At 36.2% G+C, this 15,821-nt stretch carries 12 protein-coding genes; 6 read left to right on the forward strand and 6 right to left on the reverse strand.

The window, feature by feature from the left end; all coding sequences use genetic code 11:
- Window positions 1-43: 43 nt before the first annotated feature.
- Both J0L69_16630 and hemW read left to right on the forward strand, forming a co-directional pair.
- On the forward strand, window positions 44-445 hold the full coding sequence (locus J0L69_16630) for a hypothetical protein (protein ID MBN8694822.1): 402 nt from the start codon (window positions 44-46) through the stop codon (window positions 443-445).
- A 51-nt stretch (window positions 446-496) separates the two neighbouring features.
- Window positions 497-1,618 (forward strand): radical SAM family heme chaperone HemW, encoded by a 1,122-nt coding sequence (hemW, locus tag J0L69_16635; GenBank protein MBN8694823.1) that lies wholly within the window; start codon window positions 497-499, stop codon window positions 1,616-1,618.
- Here the strand turns inward: hemW and der are convergent.
- From der to J0L69_16665, 6 genes are all read right to left on the reverse strand, one after another.
- Window positions 1,615-2,925: a ribosome biogenesis GTPase Der gene (gene der, locus J0L69_16640; GenBank protein ID MBN8694824.1), complete on the reverse strand. Its 1,311-nt coding sequence runs from the start codon at window positions 2,923-2,925 to the stop codon at window positions 1,615-1,617. The two genes, hemW and der, sit on opposite strands and share 4 nt — an antisense overlap.
- Before the next feature lie 223 nt (window positions 2,926-3,148).
- Complete coding sequence (locus tag J0L69_16645) at window positions 3,149-6,307, reverse strand: SpoIIE family protein phosphatase (protein ID MBN8694825.1); 3,159 nt, start codon at window positions 6,305-6,307, stop codon at window positions 3,149-3,151.
- Window positions 6,307-7,947, reverse strand: coding sequence for a tetratricopeptide repeat protein (locus tag J0L69_16650; protein MBN8694826.1), 1,641 nt, complete (start codon window positions 7,945-7,947; stop codon window positions 6,307-6,309). Before J0L69_16650 ends, J0L69_16645 begins: the two co-directional genes overlap by 1 nt.
- Before the next feature lie 357 nt (window positions 7,948-8,304).
- Window positions 8,305-9,462 (reverse strand): homogentisate 1,2-dioxygenase, encoded by a 1,158-nt coding sequence (locus J0L69_16655; protein ID MBN8694827.1) that lies wholly within the window; start codon window positions 9,460-9,462, stop codon window positions 8,305-8,307.
- Between the two features lie 7 nt (window positions 9,463-9,469).
- Complete coding sequence (locus tag J0L69_16660) at window positions 9,470-10,009, reverse strand: hypothetical protein (GenBank protein MBN8694828.1); 540 nt, start codon at window positions 10,007-10,009, stop codon at window positions 9,470-9,472.
- Window positions 10,010-10,027: 18 nt separating this feature from the next.
- Window positions 10,028-11,113: a rhodanese-related sulfurtransferase gene (locus J0L69_16665; GenBank protein ID MBN8694829.1), complete on the reverse strand. Its 1,086-nt coding sequence runs from the start codon at window positions 11,111-11,113 to the stop codon at window positions 10,028-10,030.
- 137 nt (window positions 11,114-11,250) lie between these two features.
- Between J0L69_16665 and J0L69_16670 the strand changes: the two genes are divergently transcribed.
- The 4 genes from J0L69_16670 (at window position 11,251) to J0L69_16685 (ending at window position 15,821) form a co-directional block, all read left to right on the forward strand.
- Entirely contained in the window at window positions 11,251-12,195 is a 945-nt protein-coding gene (locus tag J0L69_16670; protein ID MBN8694830.1) for an NAD-dependent epimerase/dehydratase family protein, read from the forward strand.
- A 142-nt stretch (window positions 12,196-12,337) separates the two neighbouring features.
- On the forward strand, window positions 12,338-13,240 hold the full coding sequence (locus tag J0L69_16675; protein MBN8694831.1) for a toxin-antitoxin system YwqK family antitoxin: 903 nt from the start codon (window positions 12,338-12,340) through the stop codon (window positions 13,238-13,240).
- A gap of 154 nt (window positions 13,241-13,394) precedes the next feature.
- Entirely contained in the window at window positions 13,395-14,273 is an 879-nt protein-coding gene (locus tag J0L69_16680) for a hypothetical protein (protein ID MBN8694832.1), read from the forward strand.
- Between the two features lie 81 nt (window positions 14,274-14,354).
- On the forward strand, window positions 14,355-15,821 hold the full coding sequence (locus J0L69_16685) for a cysteine--tRNA ligase (GenBank protein MBN8694833.1): 1,467 nt from the start codon (window positions 14,355-14,357) through the stop codon (window positions 15,819-15,821).

The following is a 15,821-nucleotide window of genomic DNA, read 5'->3' on the forward strand; positions in this document are numbered from 1 at the left end:
GCTTAATATTTGTAGTCAAACAGAAAACAATAAAAATAAACACATGAAAAAAATACTTTTAACATTAGCTGCATTTAGTGCTTTAACTTTTACAGCTGCCGCACAAAACGATGCTAAAAAAGCTGCTCAGGAAAACATGACACCTGAACAAAGAGCAGATAAAGAAACAAAAAATGCTACCGAAAAATTGGGTTTAAGTACCGATCAGGCTGCAAAGTTTAAAGTATACTCTTTGGAGAGAGCAAGAAGCAATAAAGCTTTACGCGAACAAGCTAAAACTACAAGCAAAGAAGAAAGACCAAAATTAAAAGAGCAACGTAAAGCGAATAACGATAAATTCTTCGCTAACGTTAACAGCATTTTAAACGCAGAACAACAAGTGAAGTGGGCTGAGCATAAGAAAAAAATGCAAGAGAAACAGGCAAAAAATGAAGCACACGACTAATAATTAGTTTTAATTTTGAAACCGCGGCTAAACACCGCGGTTTTTTATTTTATGGCAGGCATTTATTTACATATTCCATTTTGCAAGCAGGCCTGCACTTATTGTGATTTTCATTTCTCCACACTTTTAAAAAACAAACCCGAATTTGTAAAGGCACTTTGTAAGGAGATTGAATTACGTAAAGATTATTTAGAAACGAATTCCATCCACAGTATTTATTTTGGCGGAGGAACTCCGAGTATATTGTGTCAGGAAGAATTACAAAGCATATTCGACACATTAAAAAAATATTTTACCTGGGATAAACAGATTGAGATTACATTAGAATGCAATCCTGACGACTTAAATAAAGAAAAATTAAAAGAATTGAAAGAAGTCGGCGTTAATCGCTTAAGTGTGGGTTTGCAAAGTTTTAATGATGATGAACTGAAATGGATGAATCGCGCGCATAACGCAAAAGAATCTGAAACCTGTATTAAAGCAGCGCAAGAAGCAGGCTTTAATAATATTACCATCGATTTAATTTACGGTTCCAAATTTCAAACAATTGAAAGCTGGAAACAAACTTTACAAAAAGCCATTGATTTAAATGTGCAGCATATTTCTTCTTACAATTTAACTGTTGAGAAAAAAACCAAATTAGGAATTGACGTGCTAAAAGGAAAAGAAAAAGAAGTGGATGATGAAAAAAGTGCCGAGCAGTTTCTAATCATGATTGAAATGTTAGAAAAAAACGGATTCATTCATTATGAAATCAGCAATTTCGCCAAGCCGGGATATATCGCTGTTCACAATAGTAATTATTGGAAAGGAGAAAAATATTTAGGATTAGGTCCATCTGCGCATTCCTTTAATGGAAAAACGCGGCAATGGAATGTGGCTAATAATAACACTTATATTAAAGCCATTAGCGAAAACAGCACTTACTTTGAAATTGAAAATCTCACACCTGAAAACCGATACAACGAATATGTTTTAACAGGATTACGTACGATATGGGGATGCGATATAGCTTACATTCAAAATAATTTAGGTGCCGAATATGTAAAGCATTTTGTTGATGAAATAGAAAAACAGAATATCTCTCTATACGAAAAAGAAAATACCGTTTATCGTCTTACTAAAAAAGGGCAATTACTCGCCGATAAAATTGCAATGGATTTGTTTGCTTAGTTTTTCTTTCTAAACGATAGCACTAATGGTACGCCGCTGAAGTCAAACTCTTCACGTAATTTATTTTCTAAAAAACGCTTATACGATTCGGTAATATATTGCGGTAAGTTACAATACAAAATAATGGTTGGCTGATGCTTTAATTGCGTAACATATTTCACCTTTACATACTTTCCTTTAATGGCCGGTGGTGCAAAATTTTCCATTAATGGCAACATAAAGTCATTCAATTTACGCGTTGGGATGTGACGCTTCATGACTTCGTAAACATGCATCGCTGTTTCCACCACTTTCATTAAACGTTGCTTCTCCAAAACTGAAATAAATAAAATAGGCACATCTCTGAATGGTGCAATACGCTCCTTAATTTTTTCTTCAAAATCGCGCGCACTGTTGGTTTCCTTCTCTACTAAATCCCATTTGTTTACCAATATCACTAAACCCTTGCGGTTTTTTTCTACTAAACTTAAAATAGCCAAGTCCTGCGCTTCGATTCCTTGCGTTGCATCAATCATCAAGCAACACACATCACAGTTTTCAATCGCGTTAATAGTACGCATCACGCTATAAAATTCAAGGTCTTCATGGACCTTTGCCTTTTTACGCATTCCGGCTGTATCAATTAACCAGAAGTCGTAACCAAATTTTGTGTAGCGAGAGTTAATCGTATCGCGTGTAGTTCCGGCGATAGGCGTAACAATATTTCTTTCTTCACCCAATAAAGCGTTGGTTAAAGAAGATTTCCCAACGTTCGGGCGACCTACAATAGCAATACGTGGTAATTCAATATCATTTAATGCCTTTTCTTCAGGCGGTAAAATTTTTACTAAAGCATCCAATAAATCACCGGTACCACTTCCATTGATGGCAGAAACAGTATACACCTCTCCTAATCCCAACTGATAAAAATCGGCAGCATAGGCAGCGCGTTCGTGATTATCTACCTTATTCGCTACTAACAAAACTTTCTTGCCTTTACTCTTGCGAATAATCCTAGCTACTTCTTTGTCGTAATCCGTTACACCTTCATTCACATCCACCACAAATAACAAAGCGCTACTTTCATCAATAGCAATTTGTACCTGGCGGCGAATTTCATCTTCAAAAACATCGTCACTTCCTTGTATATAACCACCGGTATCAATTAAAGAAAATTCAACGCCATTCCAGGTTCCCTTTCCATAATGGCGGTCGCGCGTAACACCGGCAACTTCGTCAACAATAGCCTGACGGGTTTCGGTAATACGATTAAAAAGGGTTGATTTCCCTACGTTGGGACGGCCTACTATGGCAACAATGTTTGGCATAACGGCGCAAAAGTACTAATAATTTCGGGATTAATTGGGAGTTTAATGATTGGGTTAAGTCAATAAACTAAAGAATATCATTGATTTGCAAGTCCATTGCTGCAGATAACGCGGATAAATATAGAGTTTGATCTATATATATAATAAGTTGCACGCTGAGACGCAAAGACGCAGAGAGTTTTCTTTACTTCTCTTTCCTCTCTGTTCCTCTGTGGTAAATGATTTAAACCCGAATACCAATAACACATACGTCGTCTACTTGCTCCAAATTGCCTTTCCAGCTATTAAATTGCTTATGTAGCTCTTCCCTTTGTATAGATAATTCCAAATTATGAAGGCTCAGTAAAAGTTCATTAAGTTGTTTGTATTTAAACTTTTTGCCCTTTGGTCCGCCAAATTGATCTGCAAAACCGTCCGTATACAAATAAAGCGTATCGCCCTTTTGCAATTCAACTCTGTATGTTTTGAAAGATTCCTGACGTTCACCCTGTCCCACCGGCATCTTATCCGCACTTAACTCAGCCAATTTTCCATCACGAATTAAAATCGGTTTGTTATGCGCCGATGCATAGGTGAAATAATTTTGATTTTTATTGTAGCAAATTAAAATTCCATCCATACCATCACGTCCTCCATCCTGAGAAACATTTTCAATTAAACGTGAACGCACATAATTGAATACATCGCCCGGTTCCGTGATTTTCTTTTCGTTAATGGCTTCATTTAAAAAACTAATATTTAATAAACTCATGAATGCGCCCGGCACACCATGACCCGTACTGTCACATACTGCAAGATAGAAATTACCATTATCCGCAGAAGATTTAGCATACGTTGCCCAATAAAAATCGCCACTCACAATATCTTTTGGTTTGAAGAAAACAAAGTTGTCAGAAATATGCTCGCTTATGAATTCAGCATGCGCTAATAGAGTTGACTGAATTCTTTTCGCATACTGAATGCTATCTGTAATCTCCTTATTCTTTTCTTCAACTAAATTTTTCTGCTGTACAATTTCCGAGGTTCTTTCCTTTACAACTTGCTCTAACTTTTCTTTTTCCTGCTTCAAACGCTTCGTTCGCCATTGAACTGTTCCGAAATAAATAACTGCGCCAACCAGCAGATATGACAAATAGGCCCACCAGGTTTTATACCACGGAGGCAAAATTTCGAATGCGAACTTTACTTCCTCCTTATTCCAAACACCATCATTATTACAAGCTATTACTTTAAAAACATATTTACCCGGCTGCAATCCTGAATAAGTGGCTTCTGTTTTATTTGTTACCGGCGACCAATCCTTATCAGCGCCTTCCAACCAAAATCTATATCTAACTTTTTCGGGCGCAGCATAACTTATACCAACAAAATTAAAAGTAAGATGATTATTAAAATAAGGTAATTGCAAGTTCACGGGTAAGGCAGTTGCAGGATGAATGCTATCGCAAAAAGGTTTAAAGTTAGCAGGCTCAAAAAATAATTTGATATCCGTTATTTGAGTGAGTGGTTCTTTTGCATTTACAAAATCCTCTTCAGCGTTGTAACAGCTTAAACCGGATTTAGTGCCGAACCAAAGTTTACCGTCGGAAGTTTTATAAAGCGCGTTACGCAAACATTCAAGAGCCGGAAATCCCTCTTCTGCCCCATAGTGTCGTACATTTATTTTTCCGGATTTATTAAAGAGATCGATATCGATTTTATCTAACCCTTTTGCGGTGGCGACCCATAAGTTATTTTGCTCATCGAATAAAATTCCGTTACACGCATCATCACTCAATCCATTTGCCGTTGAAATCGTGTGAAATTTCTTGCCATCAAATTTAGCCACACCACCACCGTAAGTTCCCACCCATAAATTACCTTGTTTATCCTCACGTGCCGCCATCACGTTATTGTTTGGCAATCCGTTTGAAGTTTTAAAATAGCTGAATTCATTGCCGCTTAGTTTACACAATCCGCCATCCCATGTACAAACCCAAAGATTATTTTTAGAATCAGGATAAAATGAATAGATATACAAACTACTTAATCCATCGTTCACTGTATAGTTTAAAAATGTTTTTCCATCAAACTTTGTGACACCACCCGACCAGGAACCCATCCACAAATTACCTGTATTATCGATTGCCATGGCAGTGGCGGGAAACGCTTTTATTCCATCTTTTTCATTGTACTTTTTCAACTTCGCGTCCTTATAATAATAAATTGCCTTAGTGGTTGAGAACCAAATTCCATTCTGCTTATCCTTCACGATGGAGAAAACAGTTTCATTTGCAATTTCTCTAATCGGTGTAGTTATCTCTCCTTTGTGCAAAATATTTAAACCATTACCGCTTCCTATCCAAAGTTTACCGTCATTATCTTGCACCATACATTGCGCGGAGTTGTGGAGTAATCTGTCAGCCGTTGTATAATGAATAAATCGATTTCCCGAAAACTTCGTGAGGCCATAACCCCAACAACTCAACCATAAATTACTTTCATGATCTTTGAAAATATTGTAAATAATATTTCCGGGCAATCCGTTTTTTACAGACATGCGAGAAGTTGTTTGCGTTTTGTAATTGTAACAAACTACACCTGTACCACTGGTTGCAAAATAAAGTGTTGATTTACCATCGTCAACTGCTTTAAAAACAAGCGTGCTATCCAAGAGAGGATTTGAAAATTTAGCGATGCTAGGTTCATCGGCTTTATAATTAAATTTAGAAACTCCTTTGAATGTATTTATCCAAACATTACCATTTTCATCTTCACTAAAACCCATTGCCGTGTGATAGGAAAGTCCGTCTTGCATGGAATAAGCCTTAAACGTTTTTCCATTGTAAAAAAACACACCGCTTTCCCAAGGTGCAATCCAAATATTCTTCTTGGAATCTTGAAACACATGCATCACCGGAACTTGCGGTGGGTCATTTGCTCCGTTTAAATGTTTTACCTTTTTACCGTCGTAAATAAATACTCCTTGTTCTGTACCCAACCATATATTGTACTGATCGTCTTCCAGAATACTGTAAATCTTATCGGGTACAGAATCGCCGGGTGCTGAGAATGGTTTTGAAATTTTACCATCGTAAATACATAATTTTCCACCAAGAGCTCCGATCCAATATTTACCTGTGTGGTCTTTAATTATTGGACGGGTTAAGTTACTACATAAACCATTTTTCTCTCCATAATTAAAAAAATCCTTGCCATTGAATTGAGAAATACCTCCACCAAATAATGTCATCCAGATATATCCCTTTTCGTCTTGAATGATTTGTGACACTTGAGAATGCCCGAGGCCTTCACGAACATTATAAGTTCGGAAATTATATTGTTGTGCTTTGCTCAGATAAGCTGTGCAAAAAATAAAACCGTATATAAAAATTGAGCGCACTATATTCTGATACCAATTATGCAAACATCATCAATTTGATCCAATGCACCCTTCCAATTTTCGAATGCATCGGCTAAGGCTGTTTGTTGTTTACTTACCGGCAAATGATGTATAGATACTAATAATTCATTGAGTCGGTGATACATGAATTTTTTGCTCTTTGGTCCGCCAAATTGATCCGCATATCCGTCCGTAAATAAGTACAACATATCATCCTTTTGTAATTGAAAAGAGTAATTATTGAATTGGCTTTCGGATTCGCTTTGTCCGACCGGTAATTTATCATAAGGTAATTCCATAACTTGATTGTTACGAACTACAACCGGCGGATTGTTTGCAGCGGCGTAATTAATACTTAGATCTTTCTTATTAAACTGCACTAATATTGCATCCATTCCCTCCTGCCCGCCATCTTGCGAAATACTTTCTATTAATCGTTTGCGCACATGATTAAAAACTTCATTAGGCTGATAAATTCCTTTTTCATTAATGGCTTCATTTAAAAACGTGATGTTCAACAAACTCATAAACGCGCCCGGTACACCATGACCGGTACTATCACACACCGCTAAATAAAAACTTCCTTCTTCCTTGTGATTTGGAATTTCGGTGTGGGTGGCCCAATAAAAATCGCCACTTACAATATCCTTCGGACGATAATACACGAAATACTCCGGGATATTTTTATTCAAGAATTCTTTATGCGCTAACAAAGTTGTTTGAATTCTTTTCGCATACTGAATGCTATCAGTAATTTCTGTCTGCTTCTCCTCAACCAATTTCTTTTGCTTTTCAATTACATCTTTTTGTTTTTGAGTTAAGGCAAATCGTTTATATAACAAGAAAGAAAATATTAGTACAATTGCTAAAATCACCAATACCATGAAAGTGTACAGCTGTTGCTTCAGCTTTTCTGCCTGCACTTCGACTTCCCGCTTTTGTTCCTCTTGCTCGTACTTATATTGCAGTTCTTTCATGAGTAATTCCTTCTTAACCTCTTCACCCATCAGCGTATCGCGGGTGGAAATAAATTCTTTATAATATTTAAATGCTAAATCGGGATTATTCATTATCTCATAATATCTGCTTAAACCTTCGCTTGTTTCTTTCACACCTTCAGGATCATTCAATCTTTTTGAAATACCATAAGCCCGAATCAGATTGTTATAAGCCCCTTCATAGTTTCTGAGTTCAAGATTTGTAAATCCCATATTCCCCAATGACATTGAAATTCCTATGCTATCACCAACATTCATTCTTATTTCAAGCGACTTATTATGATAGTACAATGCCTTCATGTAATTGCCTTCAAGTTGATAAATGGTACCGAGGTTATTGTAGGCGTTAGCCTGACTTCTATAATCATTATTGGCAATACACATTTGTAACGACTTCGTATAAAACGCAACTGCTCTTTTAAGTTGATTAAGTTGGCGGTAGGCTAAACCAATGTTGTTATATGCCGCCGCTAAATCACCTTTAATGCCGGTCCTTTTAATGAGTGCAAGATTTTCGCTGTATAATAATAAAGCCTGATTTGGGTTTCCTTGCTGCCAATAGATAATCCCAATAGAATTTATAATGATGGATGTTTGTTCATGAAACTCAAGTTTTTCACTTAGCTTCTTTAATACAAACAAATATTCAATTGCTTTACGATAATTTCCTATTAGAATTAAATCCGCATCAATTTTGTAGATTAGTGAGAGAAGTCCTGCTTTGTACTTGGATTTTTCAATTAATTGAATAGCCTCGTTAAAATAAACATCTGAATTTTTAAAATCTTTACGCTTAACTGCTACTGAAAAATTTTCGCATAAATTAGCAACAACAATAGTGTCATGCGAATCCTTATCAATAGAAACATAAGAAGTATCGCTTAAGGTGGTTTGAGAAAAGTAATTTGTAAAACAAAAAAAGAATAAGCAGATATTTACAATCGTTTTGATACTACAATTTATTTAAGTGAAAAAGGTTGGCATTCACCAACCTTGATTTTATTCTACCCAACTTTTATAATATTTACCGTCATCAATAGCCATGGCTTCTTCAGTAACCATTAGCGGACGAAAAGTATCAACCATAACAGCCAATTCCATTGTTTCTTTTTGACCGATGCTTCTTTCCATTGCTCCCGGTGCCGGACCATGCGGAATTCCTTTTGGATGCAAAGTAATATGTCCTTGTTCAATATTGTTACGACTCATAAAATCACCATCCACATAATAAAGCACTTCATCGCTATCTATATTACTATGATTATAGGGAGCCGGAATTGCTTGCGGATGATAATCGTATAAACGCGGACAAAAAGAACAAACTACAAACGTCGAGGTTTCGAAAGTTTGGTGCACAGGGGGTGGTTGATGAACGCGACCTGTTAATGGTTCGAAATTATGAATGGAAAATCCCCAAGGAAAATTGTAACCGTCCCAACCAATGACATCAAAAGGATGCGTAGCATAAACTACTTCATGCATCATACCTTCCTTTTTTATTTTGATTAAGAAATCGCCTTTTTGATCATGCGTTTCCAATTCGGTTGGCAATTTAAAATCGCGTTCACAGAAAGGAGAATGTTCGAGTAATTGTCCTGACGCGTTTTTGTAGCGCTTTGGCGTATAAAACGGAGCAAAACTCTCTACATAAAAAATACGATTATCAGAAGTTTCAAATTCCATTTGATAAATCATTCCGCGAGGAATAATTAAATAATCTCCGTATTCGAAAGGAATATTTCCCATGAAAGTGCGCAATACACCTTTTCCCTTATGAATAAAAAGCATTTCATCGGCATCCGCATTCTTATAAAAATAAGTACGCATACTTTGCTTTGGAGCGGCTAATCCTATATGACAATCGCCATTCACCAAAACAGCTTTACGACTATCTAAAAAATCATCTTGAGGTTTAATTTGGAATCCCTTTAATAAAAGTGCTTTAATGTTTTTTTCAATAGCAATTTTTGGTTCTACCGAATAACTTTTAATGATTTCCTTTACTTGAGTAGGACGATGAACATGATAAAGTAGAGAAGAGAATCCGCTGAATCCTTCCGTACCAAATAATTGTTCGTAATAATGATTCCCCTGCTTTGATTGAAAAACGGTATGTCGTTTTTGAGGGAAATTACCCAGTTTATGATAAATAGGCATAGTTAAATTACTTGATAGCCTTAACGTGAAGGTTATGTGTTAATGTTAACGTTGTTGTAACCGGAACGTTTCGTGGTAACAATTTAATTTTATATGTAATTGCATTTTCCACAAAACGATTTTTCATGTTGGCCTCTGTAAACTTTAAGTCAAATGATTTAGCGTTTGGCGGAATGCTATCACTTCCGGCATCGTACTTGGATGCTACTTCTAATTCAGGCTGGCCTTCTGCCTGAACATAAAAACGGATTTGATCCAGCCAATTAAAATTACCGGTAGTTGGAGTTTTAACTGCCAAATTGAATTTTGTATAAGTGATTTCTCCAACGATGTCAGAATTTGTTCCTTGTGCATCAAATAATTCTCCTGCACGTGTCCAAATGCTTTGCGTTGTAAACGTGTGCATAGTTCCGGCAGTAAAACTCGATACAGGTAAAACGATATCAGTAGTATATGGCATATCAAATTCAATGATTTCTTTTTTATTACATGAAAAAACAAGTAATAATGAAAATGCTACGATAAATGACAAAACAATTTTTTTCATTTCTTTAAGTTTAGTGCGTTAAGTGTTCGATTTAAATGATTCAGATAAAGATAAATCTTTTTTTATTAATTCGGAAAGATTGGGGCGTAAACGGCTTTTATAAACCGACAAGCACTCTGGACCATTTTTCATACGACCTTTTCTCAATTTCCTTTGTTCATCTATTGGAAGAGCGGCAATTTCTTTGCATTTAGGGGTACAACATCCGTTCATTTTTTCCTCACATTCAGTACATTGAAGGAACAACAAATGACAATCGTCGTTTTTGCAATTAACATGTCGGTCGCATGGTTTTCCACATTGATGACATTTGGATAAAATATCATCGGTAATACGCTCTCCTACACGTTCATCAAAAACAAAATTTACGCCGCGAAATTTACTTTCAATACCTAATTGTTTTATTTCTTCAGCATATTTAATTATACCTCCTTGCAAATGATTTACATCCTTAAATCCTTTGTGCTTTAAATAAGCGCTCGCTTTCTCACAGCGAATGCCGCCGGTGCAATACATGATTACCTTTTTATCCTCTTTCCCTTTTAAATGCTCAACAACTAAAGGTAGCTCCTCTCGAAAAGTATCGGCATCCGGACAAAAAGCACGATCGAAATGACCGACCTCACTTTCGTAATGATTTCGCATATCAACCACAATGGTATCGGGATCTTCTATGGCTTTGTTAAACTCCAGTGCATTTAAATAATTTCCTGTATTGGAAGGATTAAAATCAGGATCATTTATGCCATCAGCAACTACCTTATCGCGAACCTTCACAATCAATTTATAAAATGATTTTCCGTTATTATCTACGGCCATTTTAAACGGCACGTTAGCAAATTTTTCATCCGCATATAATTGCTTCACAAATTCATCCCAATTATGCTCAGGCACACTCATTTGAGCGTTAATTCCTTCGTGAGCTACATAAATGCGACCAAAGCAATTTAAATCCGACCACATTTTATAAAGCTCATCACGTTTAAGCGCGGGATCTTCGATGTTTACATAACGATAAAAAGAAACTGTTTTGCGATGAAACGTTTCTTCCATAAGACGTTTTTTAAGCTCGTCTTTTCCGATTCGGTTAATTAATAATGCCATACTTTAATAGGTATAATTGCAGGTTATACTATTATCTTTTAATTCCTGAATTCTGACTCTCAAAATTCAACAAATCAAAAATTATGTTTAGGTTTGTAAAGGTACGATTTTTATATCTATAAATTACACGATAAAGTATGTACAATAAGAACGAAAGAATACTTATTATTGGTGCCGGTGGTCAAATCGGAATTGAATTAACGGAAAATCTCAGCAAATTATATGGCAATGAAAATGTAATTGCGGCTGATTTAAAACCAATACCTGCTTTAAGCCAAAATCCTTTTGAAACGTTGGACGTTTTAAATAAGGAAGCACTTTTTGCTATTATTAATAAGTACCAAATAAAACAAGTTTATTTATTGGCAGCATTACTCTCTGCAACGGGTGAGCAAAACCCTTCTTTTGCCTGGAAATTAAACATGGAGGGCCTTTTTCATGTGTTGGATTTAGCCAAGGAAAAGCATATAAATAAAGTATATTGGCCAAGCTCTATCGCGGTTTTTGGACCAACTACACCACGAATTAATACCCCGCAACACACCGTAATGGAACCAAGCACGGTTTACGGAATCAGTAAGCAAGCCGGCGAGGGCTGGTGTAATTGGTATAATAAAAAACACAGCGTGGATGTGAGAAGCATCCGTTATCCAGGCCTAATTGGCTGGAAATCAGCACCAGGTGGAGGTACCACAGATTACGCCGTACACATTTTTCATGAAGCGTTAAAAAACAAGAAATACGAGTGTTTTTTATCGGAAAATACAGCGCTACCAATGATGCATATGGAAGACGCTATTAGAGCAACCATAGAATTAATGCATGTTCCATCTGAAAAGGTAAAAATCAGAACAAGTTATAACTTATCTGGACTAAGCTTTACTCCTAAAGAAATGGCATTAGAAATCAAGAAACATATTCCAGAATTCTCCATCACCTATAAGCCTGATTTTAGGCAAGCTATAGCCGATAGTTGGCCTGCATCCATTAATGATTCCGAAGCCCGTGAGCATTGGGGATGGAAGGAACATTATAATCTTGAAAGACTGTGTGAAAACATGCTTTCAAACCTAAAAAAATAATTTTTTTTAGAGTGCAACCCTATTCAAAACCCTACGTAAACAAGGTGTAACTGATAATAGTCAGTATTTAATCGAAAAAAAGTTCATATTTATCTAAAATACATTTTTGACTCATTTTGTTTTACATATATTTGATATAAGAATGAAAAAATTTACGTTAATAGCTTTATTTATCTCTTCACTTGGTTGGGCTCAGGCTCAATCGTATGAGTTGGGTGGGCCTGCGGGTAAGGATACTTTTAATCTAATTGACGCGCAAGGTAAAAAACAGGGTAAATGGATTGTTTACGGGAAACATAAGCCGGGTACATGCTATGCTGCTGATGCAAAAGTGGAAGAAGGCAAATACCAGGAAAACCGTAAAACTGGACAATGGATTGAATATTTCTGTAATGGCAACATGAAGAATAAGCTAACCTTTGTTAATGGTCGCCCTGATGGTTACGCTATAATGTACCACGAAAACGGAAAAATTTCTGAAGAAGGAACCTGGAAAGCAAATCGCTGGGTAGGTAACTATAAATTATATTACGAAAACGGAGAAGTTCAGCACCAGTTTGCCTTTAATGCAAGCGGAAAACGTGAAGGACCCCAAAAATATTTTTACGAAAATGGTCAATTAGCAATTGAAGGTGAATTTGCTAACGGAAAAGAAAGTGGTGTAATTAAAGAATATTACGAAAACGGAGATATTAAAGCAGAGAAAAACTATGCGGATGGATTAGTTGATGTAAATTCAATTAAAGAATACCAACCTAAAAAACCGATGGTAAAAATTACAGATAACCCTGTAGAAAATGCACCGAAAATCACTGTTACAAAAGACGAAAAACCAAATGAAGCGGTGGCATCAAAAGGTCCTATGGTGTTAAATGGTCAGCATACTTTATACAATAAGAATAAGCAAATCACGAAAGACGGGGTATTTAAAGATAACCGTTTAATGGATGGTAAGGCCTATATTTATGACGATAATGGAATCCTAAATCGTATTGCAGTGTATAAAAACGGTATTTACGTGGGTGATACACAGGTAGAAAACTAAAAATCAATGTTTTATATATTTAAAAAGGTGGCTTATGGTCACCTTTTTTATTTTAATCTAACTCCCTCGTAGTGTTAATTTCAGGTTAATTACTTTTTCAACTTAAATTAATTTAGCCTTTACTTTGCGTTATGAATATTATACATTTATTGTTATGAAGAATCTACTTTTAGCAATATCCTTATTTGGGGCCTGCAATTTATTTTCTCAAACATCAAAATTTCAATTGATGGGTAAAGACACTATTAATTTAGTGGATGTAAATGGGAAAAAACAAGGAGCCTGGGTTATATACGGTAAAGATAAAAATGAGCCGTGTTACCAACCGGAACAAAAAGCCGAAGAAGGTAAGTTTAGAGAAAATCGTAAAACCGGTCAATGGGTAGAATACTATTGTAACGGTCAGCCTAAAAGTAAAGTAACGTTTGTAAATGGTCGTCCCGATGGATACGCTGTTACTTACCATGAAAACGGGAAAGTTTACGAAGAAGGATTATGGAAAAATAATCGTTGGGTAGGTGATTATAAAATGTACTATGATAATGGAAATGTTCAACATGATTTTACTTTTAACGAAGGAGGAAAACGCGAAGGGGAACAAAAATATTATCATGAAAACAATAAATTAGCCATTGAAGGGAATTTTAAAAACGGAAAAGAAGCCGGCGTTATAAAAGAATACAATGAAAACGGAGAATTAAAAGCTACAAAAAACTTTAACGAAGGAAATGTAGATGTAGCTTCTATTAAAGAATACAACACCAAGCCTGTTGCTAAAGTTCCTGAAAAAGTAAGTACTGATATGCCTAAAGCCATTGTTACGAAAGAAGAAAAGCCGACAACCGGTGCAACTGCACTTAATGGCAAACACACTCTTTACAACAAAAACAAACAAGTGTCTAAAGACGGTATATTTAAAGACAACCGCTTAATGGATGGTAAAGCTTATACCTATAACGAAAATGGTTTATTAGAGCGCGTGATGGTTTACAAAAACGGCAGTTACGTTGGCGATACCCAGGTAGAAAATTAATTTCTTCTCCCAATAATTATTAAAAGACGGCTAGCCCGTCTTTTTTTATTCTCCAATATTCCGTTTCTTTGATGCTCTTTTATGACTCACAATTTACATTTATACAACACCCTTTCGCGGAAAAAGGAAAAATTCGTAGCAATCAACGCACCTTTTGTGGGGATGTATGTTTGCGGACCCACTGTATACAGTGATGTGCATTTAGGAAATTGCCGCACCTTCATGTCCTTTGATTTAATTTATCGCTATTTAAAACACTTAGGTTATAAAGTCCGTTACGTAAGAAACATCACCGATGCCGGTCACTTAGAAGGCGATCGTGATGAAGGTGATGATAAGTTTACTAAGAAGGCTAAACTACTTCAGGTTGAACCAATGGAGATTGTACAAAAATACACCGTTGGCTTCAGAGATATAATGGCCTTGTTTAATACACTTCCGCCGAGCATTGAGCCAACTGCTACAGGACACATTATTGAGCAACAAGAAATCGCGAAGAAGATCATTGAAAATAAATTTGCTTACGAAGTGAATGGTACAGTTTATTTTGATGTAGAAAAATATTCTAAAACGAATAATTACGGTGAACTTACCAATCGTAAACTTGAAGATTTATTGGAAAACACGCGCGAGCTAGACGGACAAGACGAGAAAAAAGGCCGATTGGATTTTGCGCTATGGATTAAAGCAAAACCAGAACATTTAATGCAATGGCCTAGTCCTTGGGGCATGGGATTCCCGGGTTGGCATATTGAATGTTCTGCCATGAGTACAAAATATCTTGGCGAAACATTTGATATACATGGCGGAGGAATGGATCTTCAGGCTACACATCACACCAATGAAATTGCACAAAATATTGCCTATTGCGGAAAATCGCCGGCTAACTATTGGATGCATACGAATATGCTTACCGTAAACGGTGCCCGCATGAGTAAAAGTGCCGGCAACAGTTTTTTACCTTTAGAATTATTTAGCGGTGATCATGCTTTGTTAAGTAAAGGCTACAGTCCGATGACCGTTAGATTCTTTATGATGCAAACACATTATCGCAGCACACTCGATTTCAGTGATGAGGCTTTAAGTGGTTCGGAAAAAGCATTTAATCGCTTAATGGATAGTTACAAAACGCTTCAGCAACTAAGCGCTTCAGCAACTTCTTCCGAAAACATTCCTGAGCTGAAAGCTAAATGTTATGAAGCCATGGATGATGACTTCAACACCCCTGTTCTCATTGCTCATTTATTTGAAGCTGTAAGAATCATTAATTCGGCAAACGATAAAAAAACACAGTTAACGCAAGCTGATATCGATTTACTAAAAACCATTTACAATGATTTTATCATTGATATCATGGGATTAAAAGTAGAAGAAGAAGGTGGCAAAGCTAGTGAAGCGTTGGAAAAAGTAATGCAATTGGTATTAGACATGCGTGCGAAAGCCAAAGCCAATAAAGATTTCGCTACTTCAGATGAAATTAGAAATAAGTTAACTGCTGCCGGCATTCAAGTGAAAGACGGAAAAGACGGAGCTACCTGGAATTTATAA

This window comes from Bacteroidota bacterium (assembly GCA_017303905.1).
In the GTDB taxonomy this organism is placed as follows: domain Bacteria; phylum Bacteroidota; class Bacteroidia; order B-17B0; family Aurantibacillaceae; genus JAHEYG01.